This is a genomic window from Stenotrophomonas sp. GW821-FHT01H02A, from assembly GCF_059422145.1.
Genome location: NZ_JBWKWI010000008.1, coordinates 1 through 25630, shown reverse-complemented (window position 1 = coordinate 25630; position 25630 = coordinate 1). Strand labels below are relative to the sequence as shown.

The window sequence follows — 25630 nt, the reverse complement described above, 5'->3', positions numbered from 1 at the left end:
GCCCACCGATGTCGGTCGCCGCCACCTGACCGGATCCGGCCGGAAACGCAGCGCGTTCATCGCGGCTGGCACGCAGGGAATCGACCGGCGACATCGCCTGAGCAAGTTCCCGTGTAGCGGTATCCCTTGTCCATCATGCAGCGTTGGACGTCGCCATGCTTCCGGCTGAGGCGCTGCACGGTCTCACGGCCATCGGCCCCCTGTTGATCGATGCCGATATTGCCGTTCTCCATGCCGCCACACGCCACCCATGCAGCCTCCCGTTGCGTGGCATCTGCCCTACCCGCTACCCAACTGTCGCGCTGCGAAGGCGGATGGGCCAACACGTCGTAGGTCTTCTTGTCACAGTAGGCACGCGGCGTCTGCGGGCCGCACAAGCGCCCGTTACCTGCCGTGCAGCCGGTCAGCAAGATGGCCGCGATCAGCAGCCGGAGTCCAGAACGACCCCGTCTCGCCATTTGCGTGTTGGCGTACCTCTTCTTGAGGAGAAAAAAGGCGTATTCCATCGACCGGCACCAACGTGGAGCGAGGCTGCATGACCCCAGTGAATCGTACAGCCCCGCGCGTTGCCCGCCGATGATGTGTGCACCACCGGGGCCGCGACGAATCGCACTGTTGCGGCGGGGGTGCCGCCTCCGGCGGGACCGGCCGGGCGTTGAACCCGTACAATGGCCGGTCCTGGCCCCGCCTCGGGCGGCGGCCCAGTCCCCTACCCTGCAGATGCCGGCCGTTGGCCGGTCTCTGCCGTTGCACCCGCGCGCCGGCCTGGCCGCGGTGCGCCACCTGTCAGGACCCCTGCTGATGACCCACCCCACCCCACCGTCCCACGCCCTGCTGCACGGACGCCTGCTCGCCTTCGCCGCCATCCTGCTGGCCGCCTTGAACCTGCGCACCGCGGTCACCTCGTTGACCCCGCTGCTGGATGTACTCGGCCAGACCTTCGGCTTCGGCACCACCATGACCGGCGTACTGGGCATGCTGCCGACCGCGGCATTCGCCCTGTTCGGCGTGACCACCCCGGCCGTGGCCCGTCGCCTGGGCCTGGAGCGGACCGCGCTGCTGGCCATGAGCCTGGCCACCGTGGGCCTGCTGCTGCGCTCGATGGCCGGCGGCGTGGGCAGCCTGCTGTTCGGCTCCATCGTGGCACTGGCTGGCATGGGCATCGGCAACGTGGTCGTGCCGCCGCTGGTGAAGCGTTACTTCGCCAACCGCGTAGGCACCATGAGCACGCTCTACATCACGGTGCTGCAGATCGGCACGATGATGCCGGCGCTGCTGGCAGTACCGGTCGCGCAGCAGGCTGGCTGGCGCGTGTCGTTGGGCATCTGGGCGCTGATGTCGCTGGCCGCGGCGCTGCCGTGGCTGATGCTCGCACGGGCGCGTCCGCATCCGGACACGATCAGCGCTGCCAACGATCCCTCCAGCGCGCCGCACGGCAAGGTCTGGAAGACCCCGTTGGCATGGGGCATGACCCTGATGTTCGGTATGACCTCGCTGATGACGTATTCGATGTTCACCTGGTTGCCGCGGATCGTGGTCGAAGCCGGTGCGACGCCGGCCTTCGGCGGCATCATGGTGGCCATCTTCGCCGCCTGCGGCCTGCTGCCGTCGCTGACCATGCCGGCCCTCGCGGTGCGCCTGCGCAATCCCTTCGGGCTGGTGCTGATCGGCTTCAGCGCGTTCCTGATCGCCTTCGCCGGCCTGCTGTTCGCCCCGATGAAGGCCCCGTGGCTGTGGGCGGTCCTGCTCGGGATCGGGCCGTCGACCTTCCCGCTGGCCCTGACCCTGATCAACCTGCGCACCCGCACCCCCGCCGGCTCGGCCGCATTGTCCGGCTTCATGCAGGGCGTGGGTTACGCCTTCAGCTGCCTGGGCCCGTTCCTGTTCGGCTGGCTGCATTCGGTGAGCGGCGGTTGGCACCTGCCGTTCGCCTTCCTGGCGCTGTGCGCGGTGGTGCTGTTGTGCGCCTCGTGGATTGCCTGCAAACCGCAGAAGCTTGAAGACCAGTGGTAAGCGTCCAGGCACGTCCCTCGCGCTGGCCGTAGGCAGCAGCCCACGGCCGGCGCTGCCCGGTCAGACGCGCGTCTGCCCTTCGCCGCGGACGACGAAGCGCTCCACGGTGAGCGCCTCCAGCCCCATCGGGCCATAGGCGTGCAGACGGGTGGTGGAGATACCGATCTCCGCGCCCAGACCGAGCTCGCCCCCATCGGAGAAGCGCGAGGAGGCATTGACCATCACCACCGCCGAGCGCAACGCATGCACGAAGCGTTCGGCGGCCGCGGCATCGCCGGTGGCGATCACTTCGGTGTGGTCCGAGCTGTACTGCTGGATATGCGCCAGTGCCTGGTCGAGGTCATCGACCACGCGCACCGCGATGATCAGATCCAGATACTCGGCCGCGTAATCCTCGTCGCTGGCCGGCTCGGCGTCGGGCAACCACTGGCGTGCCACCGTATCGGCGCGCACCCGCACGCCCCGCTCGGCCAGTGCCTGCGCGGCCAGCGGCAGGAAGGTGGGCGCAAGGTCGGCATGGACCAGCAGCGTCTCCAGCGAGTTGCAGGCCGAGGGCCGACTGCACTTGCCATCCACCAGAAGGTCCAGCGCCAACGCGGTATCCGCGGCACGATCAACGTACAGATGGCAGACCCCTTTGTAGTGCTTGATCACCGGTACGCGGGCATGTTCGGCCACGAACCGGATCAACCCTTCCCCGCCGCGCGGAATCGCCAGGTCGATCAGGTCGTTGAGCTGCAGCAGGGCAAGCATGGTCTCGCGGCGCAGGTCCTCGACCAGGGTCAGCGCGGCATCAGCCACCCCCGCCGTGCGCAGCGCACGCTTGAGCGAGGCGGCGATCGCGGTGTTGGAATGGATCGCCTCCGAGCCGCCACGCAGGATCACCCCGTTGCCCGCCTTGATGCACAGCGCGGCCGCATCGGCGGTCACGTTCGGGCGCGCTTCGTAGATCATCGCGATGACACCCAGCGGCACCCGCACCTTCTGCACGCGGATGCCATTGGGGCGCACGTCATCGCGGGTCACCTGGCCGACCGGATCGGGCAACGCGGCGACCTCGCGCAGCGCGGCGGCGATACCGCCCAGGCGCTGCGGGTTCAGCGCCAGGCGGTCCAGCATCGCGGTGCCGACGCCCTTCTCCGTGGCGGCGGCGAGATCGCGCGCATTGGCCGCGAGGATCGCATCGGTATCGGCCTCCAGCGCGGCGGCCATCGCCTCCAGCAGATCGGCCTTGGCCGAAGAAGACAGCTGCGCGAGCTGCCGGGCAGCATCACGGCAGGCCAGCGCCTGGCTGCGGATGTCGGAAGTGGAGGTGGCGGCCATCTCAGTATCCTTGGAAAAACCCGGGAGGGACGCGATCACAACAGCACCAGATCGTCGCGGTGGATCACGTTGCCACCGTAGTTGTAGCCGAGCACGCTTTCGATGTCGCGTGAGTGGCGCCCGGCGACGCGGCGGATGTCGCTGGCCGAGTACTGGCTGACGCCACGGGCCAGGCAGACCTCGCCGGTCTCGGTCCGTTGCCGGATCTCGATCATGTCGCCGCGGCGGAAGTCACCCTGCGCATCGAGCACGCCGCCGGGCAGCAACGATGCGCCCTTGCCACGCAGCGCATCGGCCGCGCCGGCATCGACCAGGATCGCGCCCGGCTCCAGCGGCGCGTGCCGCAGCCAGTACTTGCGCGCCGCCACGCGGGTCTGCGCGGCATGGATGCGGGTGCCGAACAACCGACCCTGGCTGAGCGCACGCACCACCTCGGCGCTGCGCCCGTTGAACAGGCAGGTCTCGATGCCCACGCGCCCGGCCTTGGCCGCGGCCTCCAGCTTGGTATGCATGCCGCCGGTGCCGGCGCCACTGCCGGCGCCACCGGCCATCGCCAGCACCTCGACGGTCAACTCCGGCACATCGTGGATCGGGCGTGCCTGCGGATCGCGACGCGGATCGGCGCTGTACAGGCCATCGATGTCGGTAGCGATGAACAACACATCGGCATCGATCAGCGCGGCCACGGTCGCGGCCAGGTTGTCGTTGTCGCCGAGCTTGAGCTCATCCACCGAGACCGTGTCGTTCTCGTTGACCACCGGCAGCGCACCCAGGCGCAGCAGTTCGTTGAGCGTGGCACGGGCGTTGAGGTAGCGGCGGCGGTTGCGCAGGTCGTCGTGGGTCAGCAGCACCTGCGCCACCGGGCGTTCGAAGAAGCGCTGCCACAACCCGATCAGCTGTGCCTGGCCAAGCGCGGCCAACGCCTGCCGCGCCGCCATCGCCGCCCCGGCTTCCAGCGCGCGCGGCACGATCGCCCGGCCAGCCGCGACCGCACCGGAGGACACGATGACCACCTCGCGCCCAGCCAACACATTGGCCGAGACGAACTGGGCCAGGCCCAGCGCGTGGCGTGGCGAGAGGCCGCCACCATCGGCGGCGAGCAGGCTGCTGCCCACTTTGAGCACGGCGCGCTTCCACTGCGGAACGGCCTGTTCGGTGAACGGCGAAGGCACGGGCTGGTTCATGTGGTCGGCGCGCTCAGCGCGTGCTCCATTCGTGGATACGGGCCGTGGCACTGCCGTGCACCAGCAGCGGATCGGTGTCGACCAGTGCCTGCGCGGCGGCCAGATCGGCGATGTCCTGCAGCACGTAGGCACCGCCGCTCTTGTCGGTGAAACCACCGGTCAGCAGCAGTTGCCCGCGCGCGCGTACCTCATCGAGAAAACGCACGTGTTCGGCACCGACCTCATCGCGGAAGTCCGGCGTGCGGGCGACCATCACCAGGTAACAGGTTTTCATGGGACTCCCTTTCCCGGGCATCACCCGGAGAGACGTTGCAAAAACGGCGGCCCTGCGGCCGCCGTCGTGATCACACCAGTGCTGCCCAGCGGGCGCGCAGCTCATCCAGCCGCAGGTCGGCGGCCGCGCCGGGCGACACGCGCGCGGCCAGGCTGCCTTCGGGGGTACGCCCTTGCCCGGCCGTATCCGCCGCTGCGGCGGCGGCCTTGTAGGCCTCGCGGAACGGCACGCCGGCCACTGCCGCTTCCACGGCCACGTCGGTGGCGTACATACCCGAGTCGATCGCCGCACGCAGCTTGTCGTCGCGCCACTCCAGGTTGGCCAGCAGCGCCGGCAGCAGCTCCAGCGCGGCCAGGCCGCGGCCGAAACCATGGAAGATCGCGCCCTTGCTGCTCTGCAGATCGCGGTGGTAACCCGAGGGCAGCGACAGCAGCTGCTCGATCTCGGTGCGGGCCGCGGCCACGCTGGCATGGGTGGCGCGCATCAGTTCGATCACGTCCGGGTTGCGCTTGTTCGGCATGATCGAGCTGCCGGTGGTGTACTGCGCCGGCAGCGCGACGAAGCCGAACTCGCCGCTGGTGAACAGCGACAGATCCCAGGCGATGCGGCGCAGATCCAGAGTCGCGCCGCCGAGCGCTTCCAGTGCGGCCAGTTCGAACTTGCCGCGCGAGAGCTGCGCGTAGATCGGCGAGATCTGCATGCGCGCGAAGCCGAGCGCTTCGGTGGTGTGCGCACGGTCCAGCGGCAGGTTGACGCCATAGCCGGCGGCGGTGCCGAGCGGATTGGCATCGACCAGGTTGAAGGTATCGTGCGCGCGGATCGCGTTGTCGATGAAGGCCTCGGCCCAGCCGGCCCACCACATGCCCGCCGAGGACACTACGGCGCGCTGGATGTGGGTATATCCCGGCACGGGCAGGTCTTTCTCGGCCTCGGCGCGGTCCAGCGCGACCTTGGCGATCTCGCGGCTCAGCTCGGCCACGCGCAGCAGCTTGTCCTTCAACCACAGCCGGGTCGCAACCAGGATCTGGTCGTTGCGGCTGCGGCCGGTGTGGATCTTGCGGCCGGCATCGCCGAGGCGCTCGGTCAGGCGCGCTTCGATCGCCGAGTGGCAATCCTCGAAACGCTCATCCAGCACGAATGCGCCGCTGCGGAAATCCTCGGCCAGCACGTCCAGTTCGCGCTGCAGGCCGACGCGTTCGTCATTGCCGAGGATGCCGATGTGCTCCAGGCCCTGCGCGTGCGCCTTGCTGGCCGCCACGTCGTAGAGGAAGAACTCGCGGTCCAGGATCACGTCATCGCCGGCCAGGAAGGTCTGGATCTTGGCGTCTACCGCCACGCCGGGCTTCTGCCACAGAAGGTCTGCCATGTCTTGCTCCGTAGGCGGAATCGCTCCGCCGGGTTGTCAGGGCGCGCGCAGCGGACCGCGCGGCGCCGTGGGAATTCAGTGCGGGATCGAGGCCAGTTCGTCCAGGCCCAGCGCCAGGTTGAGGTTCTGCATCGCCTGGGTGGCCGCGCCCTTGAGCAGGTTGTCCAGGGTCGCTACCACCACCACGCGCTTGCCACCCGGGGCCACGTCGAAACCGCCGATCTGCACGCCATGGCGGCCGGCGATCTGGCTGACCCACGGCGCTTCGTCGAGCACCTCGATCAGCGCCTCATCGGCGTAGTACTTCTGGTAGAGCGCGATCACGTCCTCGCGCTTGACCACCGTATTGAGCCACAGGTTCACGGTCATGGTGATGCCACGGAAATGCGGCGCCACGTGCGGCATGAACTCGACCGGCACGCGCAGGTGCGCGGTGACTTCGCGCTCGTGCACATGGTTGGTCAGCGCATACGGCATCAGGTTGTCACGCAACAGTTCGGGGTTGTTCTTGTCCGAGGGCGTGGTGCCCGCGCCGGAGTAACCGGAGACCCCGAAGCACTGCGGCGGGCCGGCCAGTTGCTGCAGCAGCGGGCTGATCGCCAGCTGCATCGCGGTGGCGTAGCAGCCCGGGTTGCTGATGTGCTTCTGGCCCAGGTAATCGCCGCGGGTCAGCTCCGGCAGGCCGTAATACCAGCTCGGCTCGAAACGGTGATCGGCCGACAGGTCGACGATCACCGTCTCCGGCCGGGCCGCATCCAGCGCGGTGACGAACGGCGCGGACAGGCCATTGGGCAGGGCCAGGATCACCGCATCCATGCCCTTGGCGGCGACGGCATCGGCATCCAGGTTCTCGAACTGCAGTTCACCCTGCCAGTCGCCGTGGTGATCGCTCACGCGCTGGCCGGCCAGCTCGCGCGAGGAGACGAAGCCCAGCTGCAGGCTCGGGTGGGCGGCGATCAGTTTGATCAGCTCGGCGCCGGTGTGGCCACGGGCGCCGACGATACCGACGGTGAAGATCCTGGTGCTCATGCGTGTGCGTCCAGGCGGTGCTGCAGGTGGCGTTTCACCCCCTGCCATTCCGCATCGATGATGGAGAAGATGACGGTATCGCGCGGGGTGCCGTCCGGGTGGCGCTTGTGGTTGCGCAGCACGCCATCCTGCTTGGCGCCGAGCCGCGCGATCGCGGCGCGCGAGGTGAAGTTGAACCAGCTGGTCTCGAACACCACGCTCAGGCATTCCAGCCGCTCGAAGGCATGGGTGAGCAGCATCAGCTTGGTTTCGGTATTGATGCCGGTGCGCTGGGCGGCTTCGCCATACCAGGTGTAGCCGATGCTCAGGCGCGGCACCTCGGCGTCGAGATCGTAGTAGCGGGTGGTGCCGACCACTTCATCGGCGTCGTTGAGGACCACGAACGGCAGCACCTTGCCCTCGGCCTGCGCCTGCAGCGCGGCCTGGACATAGGCGGTCATGGTCTTCGCGCTCGGCACCTGGGTGTACCAGAGCCTGGACAAGGTGCCATCCCCCAGTGCGCCGCGCAGGCCATCGATATGCGCCATCTGCAGCGGCTCGAGCCGGGCATGGGTGCCGGCCAGTGTGGGGACCTTGGTCCAATCGGCAAGATTCATCGGGTTCAGCCCTCCAGGCTGGGGGTGCGTGCGGCGCAATGCTCGACGTACGCTTTGATGCGGTCGAAGCCGTCGGCGCCGAACCAGAACACCTTCCAGTGGCCCTGCTTGTAGCAGCCATCGGATTCGGCGTAGTAGAAGTGATTGATCAGGTTGCCGTTGCGCGAGCGCCAGAACAACTGGGGGGTTTCGTCCAGCATGACATTCCAGACCGCACGGCCGAGGCCCTCGCCCTGCGCGTCATCCAGCACCGCGAACTTGTCCAGGTAGACGCCCTCGGCCTCGTCGGTGAGGATCACCGCGGTGCGATAGTTCTCGCTCACGTAAGCGCGCAGCAGCTTGGTTTTCTGGAAGTAGTCCGGCACCAGGGTACGGCCGAAGCTGGATTCGATCAGCTGCTTCAGGCGCGGCAGATCGAGCTCGTCCCACGCGGTGGCACGCAGCACTTTCTCGCCCCTGCGCACCAGCGTGCCCGAGCCCTTGTGGGTGAACAGTTCCTTGGCCAGGTCCGCCGGGCGCGTGATCGACACCGAGGACTCCAGCGGCAGCCGATCCAGCAGGTCCTTGATCTGTTCGATCTTGACCCGCATGCCGCCATGGATCCACGGCTGCTGCATCAACTGGTCGTACTCGGTGGAGAGGTTGATCGAGTCGATCACCTTGCCCTCTTCATCGAGCAGGCCGCCGGTGCCGGTCAGGAAGATGATCTTGTACGGCTGCAGTTCCTGCACCAGTTCATTGGCGGCGAAGTCGGCGTTGACGTTGAGGATCTGCCCGCAGCGGGTTTCGCCCAGGCTGGTGATCACCGGGATCGAGCCGGCGCGCAGGCTGGCTTCGATCGGGGCCAGGTTGACCTTCTTGACCTCACCGACCAGGCCGTAGGTGTCCTGGTCCAGGTACTCGGCCTCGAACACGCCGCCGGTGATCGAGGTCGCGCGCGCGCCGTTCTGCTGCAACGCTTCGACCAGCTGTAGGTTGGAGGCCTGGAACACCCGGCGCACGATCGCCAGGCCTTCGGCCGAGGTCACGCGCAGGCCGTTCACGGTCTGCTTCTCGATGCCGGCCGCCGACAGTTCGGCGTCCAGCTGCGGGCCGGCGCCGTGCAGCACGATCGGGGTCAGGCCGACTTCCTGCAGGAACGACAGCGAGGAGGTCAGCGCATCCAGGTCATCGCGCAGCACCGCGCCGCCGACCTTGACCACGGCGAAGCGTTTGGCGTCCAGCTGCGAGAAACGCTTGAGGTACTGGCTGATCTCCTTCGCGCTGGCCATGCTCGAGAGCAGGCGCACGATGGTCTGACGGGTCTGGCGGTGGGGCTGGGAAGAAGGCATTTCGATATCGTCGCAGGCGGCCGCAGCCGCGATGGGAGTTCCGTCAGTGGGGGACCACGACGGCGTCATTCGATCAGGCGCCGTGCGCGATGATGCGGTGCACGGACTCGGCGTAACGCTGCAGCTGCTCCAGCGTCACGAACTCATCGGCAGTGTGCGCCTGGGCGATGTCGCCCGGGCCGTACACCAGCGTGGTGTAACCCCCGGCCGAGAACAGCGAGGCCTCGGTCCAGAAATCCACCGCGTTGCCGATCGGGATATCCAGCGCATCGGCCACGTCCCGCGCGGCCAGACGGCGGTTTTCTGCTTCGGCAATATCGCCGGCCGGGAAGCTCGGCCCACGGAACGTCTCGGTGAACACCGCGGCCTCCGGCTCGGCGAACCCGGCGAAGGTGGCCAGCAGCGCATCGATGTCCATCGACGGCAGCGGGCGGAAGCCGAAACGCACTTCGGCGGCGGGCGCGATCATGTTGGCCTTGATGCCACCTTCCACGCGCCCGATGTTGAAGCGCAGGCCGGTCAGCCCGCCAAAGCGCGCATGCGACAGCGACTCCACGTGGTCCAGCGCGCGGTTGCCCCAGCGCATCGCCTGATGCAGTGCACTGGCGGCCGCATCCTGCTTGCCCGAGGCATGCCCGGCGCGACCTTTGAACTGCATCAGCACCGAGCTGATGCCACGGTGCGCGAGCACCGCTTCGCTCATCGTGGGCTCGGCGACCAGCACCGCTTCATACGGAATGCCCCGGGCGAGGAAGGCGGCGATGCAACGCGGGTCGTTGGCCTCCTCGTCGCTGGAGAACAGGAACGCGGCATCGCCATCGCTGGCATTGGCCGCGGCCACCAACGCCGCCGCAGCGCCCTTGATGTCGCACACGCCCAGCCCGATCACGCGATCGTCCGCACGCCGCATCACGTGCGGATCCGCACTCCAGTGCGGCGAGTCCGGCACGGTATCCAGGTGCACATTGAACAGATACTTCGGCGTCCCGCGCACGGCGTACAGGCTGACCGCACCGTCGCCATGGTCGATCACCTCCACGTTGAATCCGGGCAGGTTCGCACGCAGGTAATCGAAGATGCCGCCAGTGGTGATCGCACGCGGTGGATTGCGCGTGTCGAACGACACGAGCTGCTGCAGGTGGTCGAGCGTCTGTTCAAGCATGTGTCTGAGTATCCGTAGGGTTCAAAATCGGCCTTGGGAGGCGCCGGCCAGCGGCCGGCACCCCGGTGAATCGCCTTAGCGATTCACCTGCGCGTACAAGGTCGAGCTCATGCCGAACAGCTTGATGAAGCCTTCCGCCTCTTCCACGCCCCAGTCGGCCGACTGCGCATAGGTAGCGCCCTTGGCGTTGAGCAGGTGCGGCGACTTCACGGCCACGGCATCGACGCGGCCGCCACGGGTTTCCAGCACCACTTCGCCGTTGACCCTGGCCTGGGAGGACTTCAGGAAGGCCTCGATGTCGGTCTTGAGCGGGTCGTGGTAGAAGCCTTCGTACACCAGCTCCACCCACTTGCGCGCCACGTCCGGCTTGAAGCGGTTCTGCTGCTTGGTCAGCACCGCATCTTCCAGCGCGCGGTGCGCGGCCAGCAGCGAGACCAAGCCCGGCGCTTCGAACACGATGCGACCCTTCAGGCCGATCACGGTGTCGCCGGTGTACACGCCACGGCCGACGCCGTACGGGGCGAACAGCTTGTTGAGCCTGGCCAGGATCTGCTCACCCGGCAGCGCCTTGCCGTCCAACTCGACCGCTTCGCCTTCGACGAACTTCAGGGTGACCGTCAGTGCCTGTTCCGGCCATTCGCTGCGCGGTGCGCACCAGCCGCGGGCACCCTCGCCCGGGGCTTCCCAACGGTCGATTTCGCCGCCGGACATGGTCAGGCCGAGCAGGTTCTCGTTGATGGTATAGGCCTGCTGCTTGGCGCGCACGCCGAAACCGCGCTCTTCCAGGTACTTCTGCTCGTAGGCGCGGGTCTGGGTGTGTTCCTTCTGGATCTCGCGGATCGGCGCGACGATCTGGTAGTCGCCGAGTGCCTTCACGGCCAGGTCGAAGCGGACCTGGTCGTTGCCCATGCCGGTGCAGCCGTGGGCGATGATGTTGGTGCCCAGTTCGGCGGCGCGCTTGAGCGCGGCGTCCACGATCAGGTAACGATCCGAGACCAGCAGCGGGTACTGGCCCTGGTAGCCCTCACCGGCCCACACGAACGGCTTGACGAAGCCGCTCCAGATCGCCGGGCCACCATCGACGGTGACGTGGCTGGTGACGCCCAGTTCGGCGGCACGCTTCTCGATGAAATCGCGCTCTTCGTCATCCACGCCACCGGTATCGGCGAACACGGTGTGCACGTTGTAGCCGCGCTCCTGCAGGTAGGGCACGCAGAAGCTGGTGTCGAGTCCGCCGGAGAAGGCCAGGACGATGTCTTTCTTGCTCATGGGGGTCAGGTCCAATAGGGGGATGGAAACTTGGTAGAGCCGACCGTTGGTCGGCTGGAAGGTTCAGTGCGCTGGTTGGGGAGCGGCCGACCAACGGTCGGCTCTACCCCGTCGGCACTAGCGGCCGATCAATGCCGACATGATCGCTTTCTGCACATGCAGTCGGTTCTCGGCTTCGTTGATCGCGATGCACTGCGCCGAATCCATCACGCCGTCGGTCGCCTTCACGTTGCGACGCAGCGGCAGGCAGTGGCTGAAGACACCGTTGTTGGTCAGCGCCATCTTGGCTTCGTCCACGATGAAGTGCTTGTACTGGTCGCGGATCGGCTTTTCCGGTTCCCAGTTGCCGAAGAACGGCAGCGCGCCCCAGCTCTTGGCGTAGACGACATCAGCGCCGGCGTAGGCGCTGGCGATGTCATGGCTGACCTGCAGCGAACCGCCGCTCTCGGCCACGTTCTGCTCGGCCCAGCCCATGTAGCGCTCATCCAGGATGTAATCCGGGGTCGGGCACAGCAGGGTCACGTCCATGCCCATGCGGGTGGCGATGGTCAGCGCCGAGTTGGCCACGGCGGTGTTCAGCGGCTTGGGGTGGTAGGTCCAGGTCAGCACGTACTTCTTGCCGCGCAGGTCCTGCGTGCCGAAGTGTTCCTGCAGCGCCATCACGTGCGCCAGTTCCTGGCACGGGTGGGTGATGGTTTCCATGTTGATCACCGGCACCGGCGAGTACTTGGCGAAGCTCTTGAGCACTTCGTCCTCGCGGTCCTTGGTCCAGTCGATGAACTTCGGGAACGCGCGCACGCCGATCAGGTCGACGTAGCGGCCCAGCACCTTGGCCACTTCGGCGATGTGTTCCTCGGTGTCCCCGTCCATCACCGAGCCCAGATTGAATTCGATCGGCCAGGCGTCTTTGCCCGGCTGCAGCACGATCGCGTGGCCGCCCAGCTGGAACGCGCCCAGCTCGAAGCTGGTGCGGGTACGCATGGAGGGGTTGAAGAACACCAGGGCAATCGACTTGCCCTTGAGCTCGTCGCCCAGTTTGTTGCGCTTGAACAACGCGGCCTGGGTCAACAGGGCATCCAGGTCGGTGCGGCTCCAATCCTGGGTGTTCAGGAAGTGCTTCAGGGACATCGATCGATCCTTTGCGGCTGGTTTTCCACCGTTTCCGGCGGAGGTTGGGGGCGCCGGGGCGCGTTCAGGGCTCAACAAAACGTATACAGATGAAACTTTTCAGATCGTAGAAACGAAAAAACCCAGCGCGGGGGCTGGGTTTTCCGAACAGACAGCACGAAGCTCCGGTTACCCAGCGAAAATGTGGGGTTCCGGTCGGCGGGCACGCGACGTCATGCCCGTGGCCATACGGGCGGCGCTGGTGTCGTGCTGGAAGTCGGTGAGTTTCATGGCCGCCCATCTTTGCATGCACCCGGGGTGGGTGCAAGGCCTGAATGGAAATTCAGCTGGCAGATGTCCACCTCGGCGGGCACGCGGGTCAGGGGTTGGCGCCGCCAGCCTGCTCGTTGCCCACCCAGGGGGTGATCGAGACCCGGATCTTGAGCCGGTTGCCGGGATCTTCCGGCAGGCGGGAGCGGTACTTGGTGCCCTTGTAGACATAGTCCACGTCATAGGCGATCGGGCGGCGGAACTCACGACCGACCGGAATGATCTTGCAGTCCCGGGTCAGCAGCGGGCCGGTATTGGCCGGCGCGGTCTCCACCACCACGGTTTCCGAATAGCCGTTTTCGTCGGTGCTGCCATCTTCGCGGCGGAAGATCGAGCGCACCGAATCCATGAAGCGGCCGAAGCGGCCCTTGTCTTCCTGCGGCTCCTCGCCGGTCACGTTGACCGGGGCCAGCGTGCGGGTCGACACCGGCTCGCAGTGCTCCTCGGTACGGGTGGCGCGCAGGGTCTGGAAGACCGGCTCGACGTTGAGCACCTGGGCGTAGTCGAACTTGACGTTCTCCACGATCACCACCCGGTTGCGCACCTCACCCTCCTGGGCGCGCGCCCCGAAGGCGGCACTTCCGAGCAGGCAGACCAGCGTCAACAACGAAGCGGATTTCATTGGCAACAAGGAAAAGGACAAGGGGGATAGTTTAGGCAGTGCCAGGCACAAGGGGCTGAACATTACCCTTCCGTGACGCTCCTGCCCATAGCCAGGGCCACCGGTGGTGCCCGAACCCGCCGCCACAGGGCCGATCGGCTGAAGCCTTCAGCCGACCCGGGTCGCCTGCCGGCCCTGCCCCGCATCCCCCCAAAGAGCCCGACACGTTCTAAAATCGACCGCTTACCCCCGCTCCCGACCCTCATGACCCTGCGCCTGCACAACAACCTGACACGCCAGCTCGAACCGTTCACCCCGCTCGATCCGACCTGTCCGACCCTGTATGTGTGTGGCCCCACGGTCTACAACTACGTCCACATCGGCAACGCCCGCGGCCCGGTGGTGTTCGGGGTGCTGGCCGACCTGCTGCGGCGCCGTTTCGGCGGCCTGCGCTATGCCCGCAACATCACCGACGTGGATGACAAGATCAACACGGCCGCGCGCGAGCAGCAGGTCCCGATCAGCACGATCACCGACCGCTTCGCCGCCGCCTACCGCGAGGACATGGCGGCGCTGGGCGTGGTCCCGCCGGACATCGAGCCGGAAGCCACCGCGCACATCCCGCAGATCGTCACGATGATCGAGCAGCTGATCGCCAACGGCCACGCGTACGCCGCGGAGGGCCACGTGCTGTTCTCGGTGGGCTCCTATGCCGACTACGGCAAGCTTTCGCGCCGCGACCCGGACGAGATGCTGGCCGGCGCCCGCGTCGACGTGGCGCCGTACAAGCGCGACCCGGGCGACTTCGTGCTGTGGAAGCCCTCCAGCGACGACCTGCCGGGCTGGGCATCGCCCTGGGGCCGTGGCCGCCCGGGCTGGCACATCGAGTGCTCGGCGATGGCCGCCGCGCACCTGGGGCCGACCATCGACATCCATGCCGGCGGCGTGGACCTGCAGTTCCCGCATCACGAGAACGAGATCGCACAGAGCGAGTGCGCGCACGGCGGGCAGACGTTCGCCCGGTTCTGGCTGCACAACGGCATGCTCAACTTCGGCGGCGCCAAGATGAGCAAGTCGATCGGCAACATCGAGCGCGTGCACGATCTGGTCCGCCAGCATGCTCCCGAGGCGCTGCGCTATGCGCTGCTGTCGGCCCACTACCGCCAGCCGCTGGACTGGTCCGACGCGCTGATCGAGCAGTCCGTGCGCACCCTGGACCGCCTGTACGGCACCCTGCGCGACCTGGTCGAGGTGGACGCCGCTGCGGTGATTCCGGCCGAAATCGAGGCCGCGCTGGATGACGACCTCAATACGCCGCAGGCACTGGCCGAGCTGGCCCGCATCGCCGGCGAGGCGCGCAGGGCCGCCGACGCCGACAAGGCCCACTGGAAATCCGCCCTGCTCGGCGCCGGTCTGGCGCTGGGCCTGCTGCAGCAGGCGCCGGCCGCCTGGTTCGGCACTGCAGGCGGCACCGATGACGATGCCGCCATCCAGGCCCTGATCGACGAACGCGCCGCCGCCAAGCAGGCGCGCGACTTCGCCCGTGCCGATGCGATCCGTGACCAGCTGGCCGCCGAGGGCATCGTGCTGGAAGACACCGCCCAGGGTGTGCGTTGGTCGCGCAAACGCTGAACGACCGCCCGGCGTGACCGTCGGGCGCTACCAGACACTGCCCGATCCGCTGGGCGTTGCCACGACACAGGCCCGGCCACGGACGGCCAGGCTGCTTCCCCCGCAAACGCACGGTCACCCACGGACGGCGAACACCGACCCGGAGCCCCCATGACCCCCACCTCCCCGTTCCCGCTAGAACCCACCGCCGCCGAAGCCCAGGCTGCCATCGCCGAGGAGTTCGCCTTCTTCGGTGACTGGTCCGAGCGCTACCAGTACCTGATCGACCTGGGTCGCAAGCTGCCCACCTTCCCGGAAGAATGGAAAACCGAAGAGCACCGCCTGCTCGGTTGCCAGTCCATGGTCTGGATCGTGCCGGAGGGCAACGCCGAGGCGCTGCGCTTCCACGCGATCAGTGATTCGGCGATCGTCTCCGGGCTGATCTACCTGGCCCTGCGCGTGTACTCGGGCCGCTCCGCTGCCGAGATCCTGGCCACCGAGCCAAGCTACATCCAGGACATCGGGCTGTCGCGTCACCTCTCGCCGACCCGCAGCAACGGCGTGGCGGCGATGCTGGCCTTCATCCGCGACACCGCGCAAGCGCAGTCGTGACGCTCTCCGCCGATCCGCAGGAGCCCGACAGCGCCCTGCAACTGCTGGCCCGCCCGGGATTCTCGCTGGTGCTGGCGTATCGCATCTTCGCGATGCTGTCCTACCAGATCGTCGCGGTGACGGTCGGTTGGCATATCTACGAAGTCACCCGCAATCCGTTCTCGCTGGGCCTGATCGGCCTGGCCGAGGTGCTGCCCTTCTTCTGCGTGGCGCCATTTGCCGGCTACCTGGTCGATCACCTGCCCCGCCGCCGGCTGGGCATGGTCGCCTGCAGCGGGCTGGTGATGACCGCGCTGGTGCTCACCGCGGTGGCCCAGGGTTGGCTGCCGTTCCACGGGGTGTGGCCGATCTACGCGGCGATCGCACTGACCGGCATGGTCCGCGCGTTCCTCTCGCCGATCTACAACGCACTGTTCGCCCGCGTGCTGGAGCGTACGCAGTATGCCCGCGGCGCCGGCCTGGGCGCGGTGGTCTTCCAGGCAGGCATGGTGGCCGGCCCGGCGCTGGGCGGCGTGCTGGTGGCCTGGGGCGGCAAGGGCGTGGCCTATGGTGTGGCGGTCGGCGTGTCGCTGCTCGCGCTGGGCTGCCTGGCGGCGCTGCGCGTCTCCGAGCCGGTGCACACAGGTCCGGCGGCCCCGATCTTCAAGAGCATCGCCGAAGGCGGTCGCTTCGTGCTCGGCAACAGGATCATGGTCGGCGCGATGGCGCTGGACATGTTCTCGGTCCTGCTCGGCGGGGTGGTGGCGATGCTGCCGGCCTTCCTGCACGAGATCCTGCACCACGGCCCGGAGGGGCTGGGCGTGCTGCGTGCGGCGCCGGCGCTGGGCTCGGTCTGCGTGGGCCTGTGGCTGGCGCGCCGACCGCTGCAGCGCAATGCAGGGCGGGTGCTGTTGTTCGCGGTGGCCGGTTTCGGGCTGTGCGTGATCGGGTTCGGACTGTCGTCCAGTTTCTGGCTGTCGGCGGCGATCCTGCTGTTCTACGGTGCGTTCGATGGTGTCTCCGTGGTGGTGCGTTCGACGATTCTGCAGTTGGCGACACCGGAGGAGATGCGCGGTCGGGTGTCGTCAATCAATGGCATTTTCATCAGTTCGTCCAATGAGCTGGGCGCGTTCTATGCGGGCACGATGGCGAAGCTGTTGGGGCTGGTCCCGGCGGTGGTGCTGGGTGGCTTTGCGGTGTTGAGTGTGGCGGGCATTACGGCCTGGAAGAATCCGACGCTGCGGCGGTTGAATCTGCGCGATCTGCATTGATGAATTTCCTGCCTGGCTGATCGGCTGATCGGCTGCCCGGTTGGTTGGCCGTTTGGCCGTTTGGCCGCTTGGTCGGTTGGGCGATTGGCTGGCGCAGCGCGGTTGGGTTGCCAGGGCTGTGAGTCGGCGCCTGCTTATGTCTGGGGTTGCGCGGCCGGGCAGCGCAGTGCAGAACCCGCCGTGAACCCCGCTCCGCGGTCCGGCCCAGCCGCTGGCGGCTGTGCGTTCGGCCGATCGCGAAGCAGTGCTTCGCAAGCAGAGCGCCCTCACCCATGGGGGCTCGTAGTGCGGCATCCATGCCGCACACGGTCCTGCACTGCGCTGCCCGCCGCCCATGGACAGTGGGTTGCTTGCGCGGGATTAACGGCGAAGAGCAAAGGGCAAAAAAGCGAACGGCGAACAGCAGATAGCTGACGTCTCACGGCTTATCACTCAGGGCCTACGGCGCCGGTTGACGGCTGTTGGCTTCTGGCCGGTGGCTTACGGCGTACCGCTTGCCGTTTATGACTTCGGCACTGCTACGGCGTCAGTGTCGGCTTACGGCTTCGGCTGAAAGTGGAGCGCGGACTGCGGTCCGCACAATTTGTGGCGTGCCCGCCACGCCTGTAGATCCACGCCATGCGTGGATGCCGCGCGAAGCGCGGGACAAACCTCCGGACCAGCACCCGCCACTTCCCGACGGTCTAGCCAGCACTGGCAGCCTGCCGGAACAATGTCAGAAGCCGGAGTGCCAGCCCTTCCAACCGCCCGCCCATGAACCTGTCGGGAGTGGGTCGGGTAGCCCTGGGCGGGACCGTAGGGCGCCATGGATGGCGCACTACGAGCCCCCATGGATGGGTTCACGGCGGGTCCCGGCCAGGGCTACCCGACCCACTCCAAACACGGATCAACCAAGGCGCCGACACACCAGGCGACCAATCCAAACCCAAAACCAAACCTAAGGCAATCAGCCAAAAAAAACCCGGCCGAAGCCGGGTTTTTCGTAGAGCACCAAAGCCGACAGCGCGATCAGTCGCCCTGCTGCTTCTGCAGATGCTCCCAACGCTCCTGCGCATCGATCGTGCGCTCGGCGGTCAAGCGGGCTTCCAGACGATCCAGACCGATCTCTTCGCCGGTATCCACGCAGAAACCGTAGTCACCGTCTTCCAGACGCTTCAGCGTGCTGTTGATCTTGCCGATCAGCTTCCGGTAACGATCACGGGTACGCAGTTCCAGCGAATTCTCGGTCTCGCGGGTAGCGCGCTCGGCCTCATCGCCGATATCACGCACTTCTTCCTGCAGATTCGCGATGGTCTGCTTGGATTCCTCGACCAGATCATTGCGCCAGTGCTGCAGGCGCTGGCGGAAATACTCCAGCTGCAGCGGGCTCATGTATTCCTCTTCCGCGCTCGGCTTGTAACCGTCGGGCAGGATCGGACGACCGGTGGCTTCGTCAGTCTTGTACTCCACCACCTTGACCTTGGTGCGCGGTGCCGGGGCGGACGAGCGCGCTGCCACGGCAACGGCGACCTTGCCGACCGGACGCGACACGGGCTTGGGGGCGGACTCGGACTTGGCGGGGGTTTTTGCAGGCGATTTCGAAACGGGCACGGGATTCTTGTTTTGCGGGGCCTTGGAGGCGGGGGCGGCTGCGACCGGCGCCGGCGCGGAGGCCGGAGGGGTAACAGGTTTGGCCGCACTCTTGGCCGGGACAGACTTGGCCGGCGCCGGCGATGCCGGCTTCGGTGCGGACTTCACTACGGGTGCTGCAACCGGCTTGGCGGCCGGCTTGGGTGCCACGGACTTGCTGGCGGTCTTGCTCGCCTTCACCGGCTTGGCCGGTACCGGCTTGACCGCGGTCTTCTTCGCCGGTGCCGGCTTGGAGGCCGGTTTGGCGGCAGCAGGCGTCACGGTCTTCTTCGCCACCGTCTTGCTGGCGGCGGCTTTCTTGGCGGGCGCCTTGCTCACAGGCTTGCCGGCCGCGCGCTTGGCGGGCGTGGCAACCGGCTTGGCGACCGTCGACTTCTTGGCAACGACCTTCTTGGCAACGACCTTCTTGGCGACGGTCTTCTTGGCCACCACCGGCTTGGCAGCCGGCTTCTTGGCGACCGCCTTCTTGACGGCCTTGGCCGGCGACTTGGTGGCCGCCTTCTTAACGGGTGCCGTCCTGGCCGCCGGTTGTTTGGATGCAGGCTTGCCGGCCGGCTTGGCGACCGGCTTCTTGGCAACGGACTTGGCCGCCAACTTCTTTACAACAGGCTTGGCGGTTTTCTTGGCGGCCTTGACGGCCTTCTTTGCAGTTTTTTTAGCAGCCACGAAACGCTCTTCCTTGGATTCCCCGGGGCCCGGGAAAGCGGGCCTTTATAGCCTACCCGACCAGCAGCAGCAACCACACCGCCTACTCCGTTCAGCCCCGGAGTCGCAAGGCGTGCGACCGGTCCGCCTGGCAGGCGGGCCGACGTGCGCAGTTCGGCACCTGACCCGGCGACACCGCCGGGGCGGCCCGTCACGCGCGTGGGTGCGGACGGGTCCAACGCCCCATCCTGCGACAAATGCGGCCTTCATGCCAACTGGAATAAGATTGGGGGGTGATCTCACGCCTGCTCATCGCCCTGCTGCGCTTCTACAAGCGCTTCATCAGCCCGCTGCTGGGGCCGCGTTGCCGCTTCATGCCCAGCTGTTCTGAATACGCCATGCAAGCCATCGCCACCCATGGCCCCGCGCGCGGCAGCTGGCTGGCCGCGCGCCGGCTGGGCCGCTGCCATCCCTTCCATCCCGGTGGCATCGACGAGGTGCCACCGCGCGCCACGCACGACGCCCCCTGCCGCTGCACAGGAAAACACTGAATGTCCTCCACGCTCATCGTCAACGCCCGCCTGGTCAATGAAGGCACCATCACCCAGGGCGACCTGCGCATCGAAGATGGCCGCATCGCGCAGATCGGTCCCGGCCTGGATGCCCGTCCGGGCGAAACCGTGATCGATGCCGGCGGCCGCTGGCTGCTGCCGGGCATGATCGACGACCAGGTCCATTTCCGTGAGCCCGGCCTGACCCACAAGGGCGACATCGCGACCGAATCGGCCGCCGCCGTCGCCGGGGGGCTGACCAGCTTCATGGACATGCCCAACACCAATCCGCCCACGCTCAACGCCGAGATCCTGCAGGCCAAGTACGATGCCGCCGCCGGCCGTGCGCGCGCCAACTACGGCTTCTACATGGGCGCCAGCAACGACAACCTGGCCCACATCCAGTCGCTGGACCCCAAGACCGCGCCGGGCATCAAGGTGTTCATGGGTGCCTCCACCGGCAACATGCTGGTGGACAACCCGGAAACCCTCGACGCGATCTTCCGCGATGCACCCACGCCGATCATCACGCACTGCGAAGACACCCCGATGATCGACGCCAAGGCCAAGGAGTACGCCGAGAAGTACGGCGATGCACTGAGTGCCGAGCAGCACCCGGACATCCGCTCGCGCGAGGCCTGCCTGAAATCCTCCGAGCTGGCGGTGTCGCTGGCCAGAAAGCATGGCACCCGCCTGCATGTGCTGCACATCTCCACCGCCGATGAACTGGCCCTGTTCGAACGTGGCCCGTTGATCCGCGCCGATGGCAGCCGCAAGCAGATCACCGCCGAAACCTGCATCCACTTCCTGCGTTTCGACCGCAGCGATTACGCGCGGCTGGGCAACCTGATCAAGTGCAACCCGGCGATCAAGGAAGCCAGCGACCGCGAAGCGCTGACCCGCGCCGTGGCCGATGACGTGATCGACGTGCTCGCCACCGATCATGCGCCGCACACCTGGGAAGAGAAGCAGAAGCCCTATGCGCAGGCGCCGTCCGGCCTGCCACTGGTGCAGTACGCACTGGTCGCCGCACTGGAGCTGGTGCACGAAGGCAAGCTGGAGATCACCCAGGTCGTGCAGAAGTTCGCGCATGCGCCGGCGCAGCTGTTCGACGTCAGCCAGCGCGGCTACCTGCGCGAAGGCTATTTCGCCGATCTGGTGCTGGTCGAAGACGTGCCCTTCACCGTCAAGCGCGAAGACGTGCTCTCCAAGTGTGGCTGGTCGCCGTTTGAAGGCACCACCTTCCGCTCGCGCATCGCCTCGACCTGGGTCAACGGGCAGCTGGCGTGGGATGGCGAGAAGCTGGTGGGTTCGCCGAACGGCCAGCGCATGAGCTTCGACCGCTGATGCGGGCACGGTTGTTGAGTGCGGCCCTGGCGGCCGCCGGCGTCGCGGCGATGGGCAGCCTGCTGCCCTCGCCCGCTGCGGCGCAGGCCGATGCACGCGTGGTGTTTCCGGCCAGCGCCTCGCAGGGCGCGATGGTGATCGGCAAGGTGCCGGCCGGCAGTGTCGTGCAGTACGGCGACCGCACCCTGCGCGTGAGCGGGTACGGCAGCGTGGTGTTCGGCATCGGCCGGGATGAGAAGGGTCCGCTGCAGGTCCAGGTGAAACGACCGGACGGCGGCAGCGAAACGGTCAGCATCGCGGTGACCCCGCGTGACTGGCCGACCGAGCGCGTCAACGGCGTGCCGCCGAAGACGGTCAATCCGCCCCCGGCGATCGCCGAGCGGATCAAGCGTGAGCAGGCCCAGGTCACCGCCGCGCGTGCCCGCGATGACAACCGCGCCGACTTCGCGCAGGCCTTCATCTGGCCGGTGCAGGGCCGCATCAGCGGGCGCTTCGGCAACGCGCGCGTCTACAACGGCCAACCCGGTTCCGGTCACTCCGGCATGGACATCGCGGTACCCACCGGCACGCCGGTCAAGGCACCGGCGGCGGGCGTGGTGACCTTCGCCGGCCCGGACCTGTACTTGACCGGCGGCACGCTGCTGCTGGATCACGGCTTCGGGATCAGCTCGAACTTCCTGCACCTGTCGCGTATCGATGTGAAGGTCGGTGATCGCGTCGAGCAGGGTCAGGTGATCGCGGCGGTCGGCGCCACCGGTCGCGCGACCGGCCCGCACCTGCATTGGGGCATGAACTGGTTCGATACCCGCATCGACCCGCTGCTGGTGCTGGAACGCGGGAAATAGGCCCATGCCGGCCACTGGCCGGCACCGGTGATCAACCGCGCGCGGCCCACCAGGTCAGCCACAGCGTACGCATCGGCGTGGCCTGGTACTGGCGGTCCTGCACCCAGGTCTGCTGACGGGCACGGGCCAGTGCGGCGTACAGGCGACGCGGGCGCGGACCGACGACCCGCGCCGGCCACTTCGCCAGCAACTGCTGCGCCCACTTGCGCGGCGCGGTGGTGTCATCCTCGGCCAGCAGCGAACGCGGAATGGCCGCGACGCCACTCTCGTGCAGGCGCTGGGCCAAGGTCTGGACCAGCACCGGGGTCGCGACATCGCCACGCGTCGGGGTGTCGAACATCACGGCCTCCACCGCAGCCACGGCCGTCGCATAGGCCTGCAACGAGCGTAGCGCCTGCGCCGGATCGACCGGCACCGCACGCGCTTCGATCAGATCCGGCAGCGTCTCGGCCAGCTGCGCCCACGGTGCGCGCACCGGCTCGAGCACCCGCCCCAGCGGATGCCGCGAACGCTGCACGGACCAGCTGCGCAGCTCCTCGCCCCACCACGCCAGCTTGGCGTCGGACGGCATCGGGTCGCCGGCGGTGTTGAGCATGTCGTCGAACTCCTGCAGCAGCGAGAACCACGCCACCACCAGGGTGCGCTGGCGCTCGGGAACGAAGCGTTCGGCCACCTGCCACTCGGGCCAGCGGGTCCGCCACTTGTCCAGGAAACTGTCCAGGGCGCTGGAAGTACTCACGGTGTATTCCTTGAAAGGCTAGAGCGTGCGCGGAAGCGGCCACGCCTTGGCATGTTGCAGATGTTCGGGCACTGCGACGAGGGTGTCGGCACCCCACGCCAGCGGATCGTCGGCGTCCAGCCGGTAGCCCCACAGCGCGCCGACCGAGGCCATCCCGGCGGCGTTGGCGGCGACGATGTCGCGCTCGTCATCGCCGACGTAGACACAGGTACCCGGTGCGATGCCCATGCGTTCGGCGGCGGCCAGCAGCGGCAGCGGATGCGGCTTGCGCTGGGCCAGGGTGTCGCCACCGATCAGCACCTGGCAACGCTGTTCCCAGCCCAGCTGCGGCACGATCAGCCGGGCCAGGTATTCGGGCTTGTTGGTGACGATGCCCCAGGCACAACCAGCGGCGTCGAGCGCATCGAGCATGCCGGCGATACCGTCGAACAGCACCGCATCCTGGCCGATCAGGCCTTCGTAGCGTTCCAGGAATTCCGGCACCAACGCATCGCGCTCGACCTGCCCCAGTTCGGGAAACGCCACCGAGACCATCGCGCGCGAGCCTTTCGAGACTACGGGACGCAGCGCACCGAGGGTGATCGGCGCACGCCCACGGGCGGCCAGCATCGCATTGGCGGTGGCCAGCATGTCCGGTGCGCTGTCCAGCAAAGTGCCGTCCAGATCGAACAGCACCGCCGGCGGGAAACCGGACTCAGCCACGTGCGGCGTCGCCCGGCTTGACCGCGTGGGCCAGGTAATTGATGTCGGTGCGCGAGCTCAGGCGGGCACGGTTGCGCCACGGCTCATAGGCCATGCCACTGACATCGCGCAGGTTGAAATCGGCCTCGCGCAGCCACTTGCCCAGCTCGGCCGGCTTGATGAAATCCTGGTAGTGGTGCGTGCCCTTGGGCAGCAGCCGCGCCACGTACTCGGCACCGACGATCGCCACGGCGAAGGCGGCCGGGGTGCGGTTGACGGTGGACAGGAACAGCTGGCCGCCGGGCTTGAGCAGGCGGTGGCAGGCAGCGATGATCGCGCCGGGGTCCGGTACGTGCTCGAGCATTTCCATGCAGGTGACCACGTCGAAGCTGCCCGGCTGTTCGGCGGCCAGGTCTTCAGCAGCCTGCACGCGGTAGTCGACGGTGACGCCGGACTCCAGCCCGTGCAGGCGCGCGACCTTGACCAGCTCCGGGGCCAGGTCGATCGCGGTGACATCCGCGCCTTCCTTGGCCAGTGCTTCGCTGAGCAGGCCGCCACCGCAGCCGATATCGAGCACGCGGGCGCCGCGCAGGGTGACGCGCTGGGCGACGTACTGCAGGCGCACCGGGTTCAACGCATGCAGCGGTTTCTGCGGGCCATCGACGTCCCACCAGCGGTTGGCGAGCGCGGCGAACTTGTCCAGTTCGGCCTGATCGAAATTGGTGGACGCATGGGGGGTATTCATGGGGATCCTTGGTGCATCAAGCACGGATGTGTCGGATACGCTCGCGCCACTGGCGGGCGTTGGCGACGATCGCGGCGGTGTCCATGCCGACCAGTTCGCGCTGGACCAGCTTGGGCTGGCCGGCGATCCAGACATCGCTGACCTGATGGCGACCGGCGGCGTAGACAAGCTGCGAGAGCACATGGTGCAGCGGCTGGGTTTCCAGCGCGGACAGGTCCACGCAGACCAGATCGGCCTGCTTGCCGACTTCGATCGAGCCGATGCGGTCGCCGAAGCCGAGCGCGCGGGCCCCGCCCAGGGTGGCCGCGCGCAGCGTGGTGGCCGCGTCCAGCGCGGTGGCATCGTTGGCCACGGCCTTGGCCAGGATCGCCGCGGTGCGGTTCTCGCTGAACATGTCCAGGTCGTTGTTGCTGGCGCAGCCGTCGGTGCCGATCGCCAGGTTCACGCCGGCACGCTGCAGGGCGCAGGCCGGGCAGAACCCGGAGGCGAGCTTGAGGTTGGATTCCGGGCAGTGCACCACGCTGACGCCGCGCTCGGCGCACAGGTGGATTTCCGCCTCGGTCAGCTGGGTCATGTGCACCGCGATCAGGCGGTCGTTGACCAGGCCCAGGCGGTCCAGCCGCGCCAGCGGGCGCTGGCCGTGCAGCTTGATCGAATCGCTGATTTCCTGCGCGGTTTCATGCGTGTGCAGGTGCACCTGCATGTCCAGCTGGTCGGACAGCATGCGTACGCGTTCGAAATTGGCGTCGTTGACGGTGTACGGCGCGTGCGGCGCGAACGAGGTGCCGATCAGCGGGTCGTTGCGCCACTGGTCGTGCAGTTCGCCGGCCTTGGCGAAGTACTCGTCATCGGTCTTGGCCCAGGCCGTCGGGAAATCGATGATCACCGCGCCGACCAGCGCGCGGAATCCGTGCTGCTTGTAGACGGCGGCCTGGACGTCGGAGAAGAAATAGTTTTCGTTGGCGCAGGTGGTACCGCCGCGCAGCATCTCGGCGATCGCCAGCGTGGTGCCATCGGCCACGAACTCCGGCCCGATCACCGCCGCTTCCACCGGCCAGATGTGCTGCTGCAGCCAGACCATCAGCGGCAGGTCGTCGGCGACGCCCCGCAGCAGGGTCATGGGATTGTGGGTATGCGCGTTGACCAGGCCCGGCATCAGCGCCGCCTCCGGGCGCGAGACGGTCTGCTTCGGCGCAAAGCGCTCGCGTGCTTCGGCACGCGGCAGGATCGCGATGATCTCGCTCCCCCGCACCGCCACGGCATGGTCTTCCAGCACCACCGCATGCGGTTCGATCGGGACCACGTAACCGGCTTCGATCAACAGGTCACAGGCTTCGGGAATGCGGGCGGTGTCGGTCATGCGGACTCACTGTGCTGGGCGGACGACCCG

Annotated in this window: 24 protein-coding genes; 7 read left to right on the top strand and 17 right to left on the bottom strand. The window is 67.5% G+C overall.

The window, feature by feature from the left end; genetic code table 11:
* Nucleotides 1-56: 56 nt before the first annotated feature.
* Nucleotides 57-506 carry a hypothetical protein gene (locus AC07WC_RS13090; RefSeq protein ID WP_495210385.1) on the bottom strand — a complete coding sequence of 150 codons (450 nt, stop codon included), beginning with the start codon at nucleotides 504-506 and terminating at the stop codon, nucleotides 57-59.
* Nucleotides 507-801: 295 nt separating this feature from the next.
* Here AC07WC_RS13090 and AC07WC_RS13085 point away from each other — a divergent pair, with 295 nt between their 5' ends.
* Nucleotides 802-2013 (top strand): CynX/NimT family MFS transporter, encoded by a 1212-nt coding sequence (locus tag AC07WC_RS13085; protein WP_495210384.1) that lies wholly within the window; start codon nucleotides 802-804, stop codon nucleotides 2011-2013.
* A 60-nt stretch (nucleotides 2014-2073) separates the two neighbouring features.
* On the opposite strand, the gene AC07WC_RS13080 is transcribed toward AC07WC_RS13085, so the two are convergent.
* From AC07WC_RS13080 to AC07WC_RS13030, 11 genes are all read right to left on the bottom strand, one after another.
* The gene (locus AC07WC_RS13080; protein ID WP_495210383.1) at nucleotides 2074-3336 is read right to left on the bottom strand and encodes a glutamate-5-semialdehyde dehydrogenase; all 1263 of its coding nucleotides are present in this window, start codon (nucleotides 3334-3336) and stop codon (nucleotides 2074-2076) included.
* A gap of 35 nt (nucleotides 3337-3371) precedes the next feature.
* On the bottom strand, nucleotides 3372-4520 hold the full coding sequence (gene proB, locus AC07WC_RS13075) for a glutamate 5-kinase (protein WP_495210382.1): 1149 nt from the start codon (nucleotides 4518-4520) through the stop codon (nucleotides 3372-3374).
* A gap of 13 nt (nucleotides 4521-4533) precedes the next feature.
* A complete protein-coding gene (locus AC07WC_RS13070; protein ID WP_495210381.1) occupies nucleotides 4534-4794 on the bottom strand; it encodes a YciI family protein in 261 nt (86 codons plus the stop codon).
* A gap of 70 nt (nucleotides 4795-4864) precedes the next feature.
* Nucleotides 4865-6160: an argininosuccinate lyase gene (gene argH, locus AC07WC_RS13065; protein WP_495210380.1), complete on the bottom strand. Its 1296-nt coding sequence runs from the start codon at nucleotides 6158-6160 to the stop codon at nucleotides 4865-4867.
* Between the two features lie 75 nt (nucleotides 6161-6235).
* Nucleotides 6236-7189 (bottom strand): N-acetyl-gamma-glutamyl-phosphate reductase, encoded by a 954-nt coding sequence (gene argC / locus AC07WC_RS13060; RefSeq protein WP_495210379.1) that lies wholly within the window; start codon nucleotides 7187-7189, stop codon nucleotides 6236-6238.
* A complete protein-coding gene (locus tag AC07WC_RS13055; protein WP_495210378.1) occupies nucleotides 7186-7785 on the bottom strand; it encodes a GNAT family N-acetyltransferase in 600 nt (199 codons plus the stop codon). The genes argC and AC07WC_RS13055 overlap by 4 nt, the downstream gene beginning before the upstream one ends.
* 5 nt (nucleotides 7786-7790) lie before the next feature.
* Nucleotides 7791-9116, bottom strand: a complete 1326-nt coding sequence (locus tag AC07WC_RS13050) for an acetylglutamate kinase (RefSeq protein ID WP_495210377.1) — start codon at nucleotides 9114-9116, stop codon at nucleotides 7791-7793.
* A 73-nt stretch (nucleotides 9117-9189) separates the two neighbouring features.
* A complete protein-coding gene (locus tag AC07WC_RS13045) occupies nucleotides 9190-10278 on the bottom strand; it encodes an acetylornithine deacetylase (RefSeq protein ID WP_495210376.1) in 1089 nt (362 codons plus the stop codon).
* A gap of 75 nt (nucleotides 10279-10353) precedes the next feature.
* A complete protein-coding gene (locus tag AC07WC_RS13040; protein WP_495210375.1) occupies nucleotides 10354-11547 on the bottom strand; it encodes an argininosuccinate synthase in 1194 nt (397 codons plus the stop codon).
* A gap of 117 nt (nucleotides 11548-11664) precedes the next feature.
* Nucleotides 11665-12675: an N-acetylornithine carbamoyltransferase gene (locus tag AC07WC_RS13035; protein ID WP_346472005.1), complete on the bottom strand. Its 1011-nt coding sequence runs from the start codon at nucleotides 12673-12675 to the stop codon at nucleotides 11665-11667.
* Nucleotides 12676-13033: 358 nt separating this feature from the next.
* On the bottom strand, nucleotides 13034-13606 hold the full coding sequence (locus tag AC07WC_RS13030; RefSeq protein WP_495210374.1) for a hypothetical protein: 573 nt from the start codon (nucleotides 13604-13606) through the stop codon (nucleotides 13034-13036).
* A 243-nt stretch (nucleotides 13607-13849) separates the two neighbouring features.
* On the opposite strand from AC07WC_RS13030, the gene cysS reads away from it, so the two are divergent.
* From cysS to AC07WC_RS13015, 3 genes are all read left to right on the top strand, one after another.
* A complete protein-coding gene (gene cysS, locus AC07WC_RS13025) occupies nucleotides 13850-15217 on the top strand; it encodes a cysteine--tRNA ligase (protein ID WP_495210373.1) in 1368 nt (455 codons plus the stop codon).
* Nucleotides 15218-15367: 150 nt separating this feature from the next.
* A complete protein-coding gene (locus tag AC07WC_RS13020) occupies nucleotides 15368-15808 on the top strand; it encodes a SufE family protein (protein WP_495210372.1) in 441 nt (146 codons plus the stop codon).
* On the top strand, nucleotides 15805-17058 hold the full coding sequence (locus AC07WC_RS13015) for an MFS transporter (RefSeq protein ID WP_495210371.1): 1254 nt from the start codon (nucleotides 15805-15807) through the stop codon (nucleotides 17056-17058). Before AC07WC_RS13020 ends, AC07WC_RS13015 begins: the two co-directional genes overlap by 4 nt.
* A 1008-nt stretch (nucleotides 17059-18066) precedes the next feature.
* Here AC07WC_RS13015 and dksA read toward each other — a convergent pair.
* The gene (gene dksA / locus AC07WC_RS13010; RefSeq protein WP_495210370.1) at nucleotides 18067-19353 is read right to left on the bottom strand and encodes an RNA polymerase-binding protein DksA; all 1287 of its coding nucleotides are present in this window, start codon (nucleotides 19351-19353) and stop codon (nucleotides 18067-18069) included.
* A 272-nt stretch (nucleotides 19354-19625) separates the two neighbouring features.
* Between dksA and yidD the strand changes: the two genes are divergently transcribed.
* From yidD to AC07WC_RS12995, 3 genes are read left to right on the top strand one after another with little or no spacing between them, the layout of a single operon-like run.
* The gene (gene yidD / locus AC07WC_RS13005) at nucleotides 19626-19883 is read left to right on the top strand and encodes a membrane protein insertion efficiency factor YidD (RefSeq protein ID WP_495210369.1); all 258 of its coding nucleotides are present in this window, start codon (nucleotides 19626-19628) and stop codon (nucleotides 19881-19883) included.
* Complete coding sequence (locus tag AC07WC_RS13000) at nucleotides 19884-21230, top strand: dihydroorotase (RefSeq protein WP_495210368.1); 1347 nt, start codon at nucleotides 19884-19886, stop codon at nucleotides 21228-21230.
* Nucleotides 21230-22075 carry a M23 family metallopeptidase gene (locus tag AC07WC_RS12995; protein ID WP_495210367.1) on the top strand — a complete coding sequence of 282 codons (846 nt, stop codon included), beginning with the start codon at nucleotides 21230-21232 and terminating at the stop codon, nucleotides 22073-22075. Before AC07WC_RS13000 ends, AC07WC_RS12995 begins: the two co-directional genes overlap by 1 nt.
* Nucleotides 22076-22106: 31 nt before the next feature.
* On the opposite strand, the gene AC07WC_RS12990 is transcribed toward AC07WC_RS12995, so the two are convergent.
* The 4 genes from AC07WC_RS12990 to AC07WC_RS12975 are packed head-to-tail and all read right to left on the bottom strand — an operon-like array spanning nucleotide 22107 to nucleotide 25600.
* Nucleotides 22107-22814: a squalene/phytoene synthase family protein gene (locus AC07WC_RS12990; protein ID WP_495210366.1), complete on the bottom strand. Its 708-nt coding sequence runs from the start codon at nucleotides 22812-22814 to the stop codon at nucleotides 22107-22109.
* A gap of 18 nt (nucleotides 22815-22832) precedes the next feature.
* Complete coding sequence (locus AC07WC_RS12985; RefSeq protein ID WP_495210365.1) at nucleotides 22833-23516, bottom strand: phosphoglycolate phosphatase; 684 nt, start codon at nucleotides 23514-23516, stop codon at nucleotides 22833-22835.
* Nucleotides 23509-24240: a bifunctional 2-polyprenyl-6-hydroxyphenol methylase/3-demethylubiquinol 3-O-methyltransferase UbiG gene (gene ubiG, locus AC07WC_RS12980; protein WP_495210364.1), complete on the bottom strand. Its 732-nt coding sequence runs from the start codon at nucleotides 24238-24240 to the stop codon at nucleotides 23509-23511. The genes AC07WC_RS12985 and ubiG overlap by 8 nt, the downstream gene beginning before the upstream one ends.
* A gap of 16 nt (nucleotides 24241-24256) precedes the next feature.
* Nucleotides 24257-25600 carry a TRZ/ATZ family hydrolase gene (locus AC07WC_RS12975; RefSeq protein WP_046273209.1) on the bottom strand — a complete coding sequence of 448 codons (1344 nt, stop codon included), beginning with the start codon at nucleotides 25598-25600 and terminating at the stop codon, nucleotides 24257-24259.
* Between the last annotated feature and the right edge of the window lie 30 nt (nucleotides 25601-25630).

What these genes read in the sequence shown, in the direction of transcription:
- AC07WC_RS13090 (WP_495210385.1), bottom strand. Translation starts at nt 506, where the DNA reads ATGGAATACGCCTTTTTTCTCCTCAAGAAGAGGTACGCCAACACGCAA.
- AC07WC_RS13085 (WP_495210384.1), top strand. Translation starts at nt 802, where the DNA reads ATGACCCACCCCACCCCACCGTCCCACGCCCTGCTGCACGGACGCCTG.
- AC07WC_RS13080 (WP_495210383.1), bottom strand. Translation starts at nt 3,336, where the DNA reads ATGGCCGCCACCTCCACTTCCGACATCCGCAGCCAGGCGCTGGCCTGC.
- proB (WP_495210382.1), bottom strand. Translation starts at nt 4,520, where the DNA reads ATGAACCAGCCCGTGCCTTCGCCGTTCACCGAACAGGCCGTTCCGCAG.
- AC07WC_RS13070 (WP_495210381.1), bottom strand. Translation starts at nt 4,794, where the DNA reads ATGAAAACCTGTTACCTGGTGATGGTCGCCCGCACGCCGGACTTCCGC.
- argH (WP_495210380.1), bottom strand. Translation starts at nt 6,160, where the DNA reads ATGGCAGACCTTCTGTGGCAGAAGCCCGGCGTGGCGGTAGACGCCAAG.
- argC (WP_495210379.1), bottom strand. Translation starts at nt 7,189, where the DNA reads ATGAGCACCAGGATCTTCACCGTCGGTATCGTCGGCGCCCGTGGCCAC.
- AC07WC_RS13055 (WP_495210378.1), bottom strand. Translation starts at nt 7,785, where the DNA reads ATGAATCTTGCCGATTGGACCAAGGTCCCCACACTGGCCGGCACCCAT.
- AC07WC_RS13050 (WP_495210377.1), bottom strand. Translation starts at nt 9,116, where the DNA reads ATGCCTTCTTCCCAGCCCCACCGCCAGACCCGTCAGACCATCGTGCGC.
- AC07WC_RS13045 (WP_495210376.1), bottom strand. Translation starts at nt 10,278, where the DNA reads ATGCTTGAACAGACGCTCGACCACCTGCAGCAGCTCGTGTCGTTCGAC.
- AC07WC_RS13040 (WP_495210375.1), bottom strand. Translation starts at nt 11,547, where the DNA reads ATGAGCAAGAAAGACATCGTCCTGGCCTTCTCCGGCGGACTCGACACC.
- AC07WC_RS13035 (WP_346472005.1), bottom strand. Translation starts at nt 12,675, where the DNA reads ATGTCCCTGAAGCACTTCCTGAACACCCAGGATTGGAGCCGCACCGAC.
- AC07WC_RS13030 (WP_495210374.1), bottom strand. Translation starts at nt 13,606, where the DNA reads ATGAAATCCGCTTCGTTGTTGACGCTGGTCTGCCTGCTCGGAAGTGCC.
- cysS (WP_495210373.1), top strand. Translation starts at nt 13,850, where the DNA reads ATGACCCTGCGCCTGCACAACAACCTGACACGCCAGCTCGAACCGTTC.
- AC07WC_RS13020 (WP_495210372.1), top strand. Translation starts at nt 15,368, where the DNA reads ATGACCCCCACCTCCCCGTTCCCGCTAGAACCCACCGCCGCCGAAGCC.
- AC07WC_RS13000 (WP_495210368.1), top strand. Translation starts at nt 19,884, where the DNA reads ATGTCCTCCACGCTCATCGTCAACGCCCGCCTGGTCAATGAAGGCACC.
- AC07WC_RS12995 (WP_495210367.1), top strand. Translation starts at nt 21,230, where the DNA reads ATGCGGGCACGGTTGTTGAGTGCGGCCCTGGCGGCCGCCGGCGTCGCG.
- ubiG (WP_495210364.1), bottom strand. Translation starts at nt 24,240, where the DNA reads ATGAATACCCCCCATGCGTCCACCAATTTCGATCAGGCCGAACTGGAC.
- AC07WC_RS12975 (WP_046273209.1), bottom strand. Translation starts at nt 25,600, where the DNA reads ATGACCGACACCGCCCGCATTCCCGAAGCCTGTGACCTGTTGATCGAA.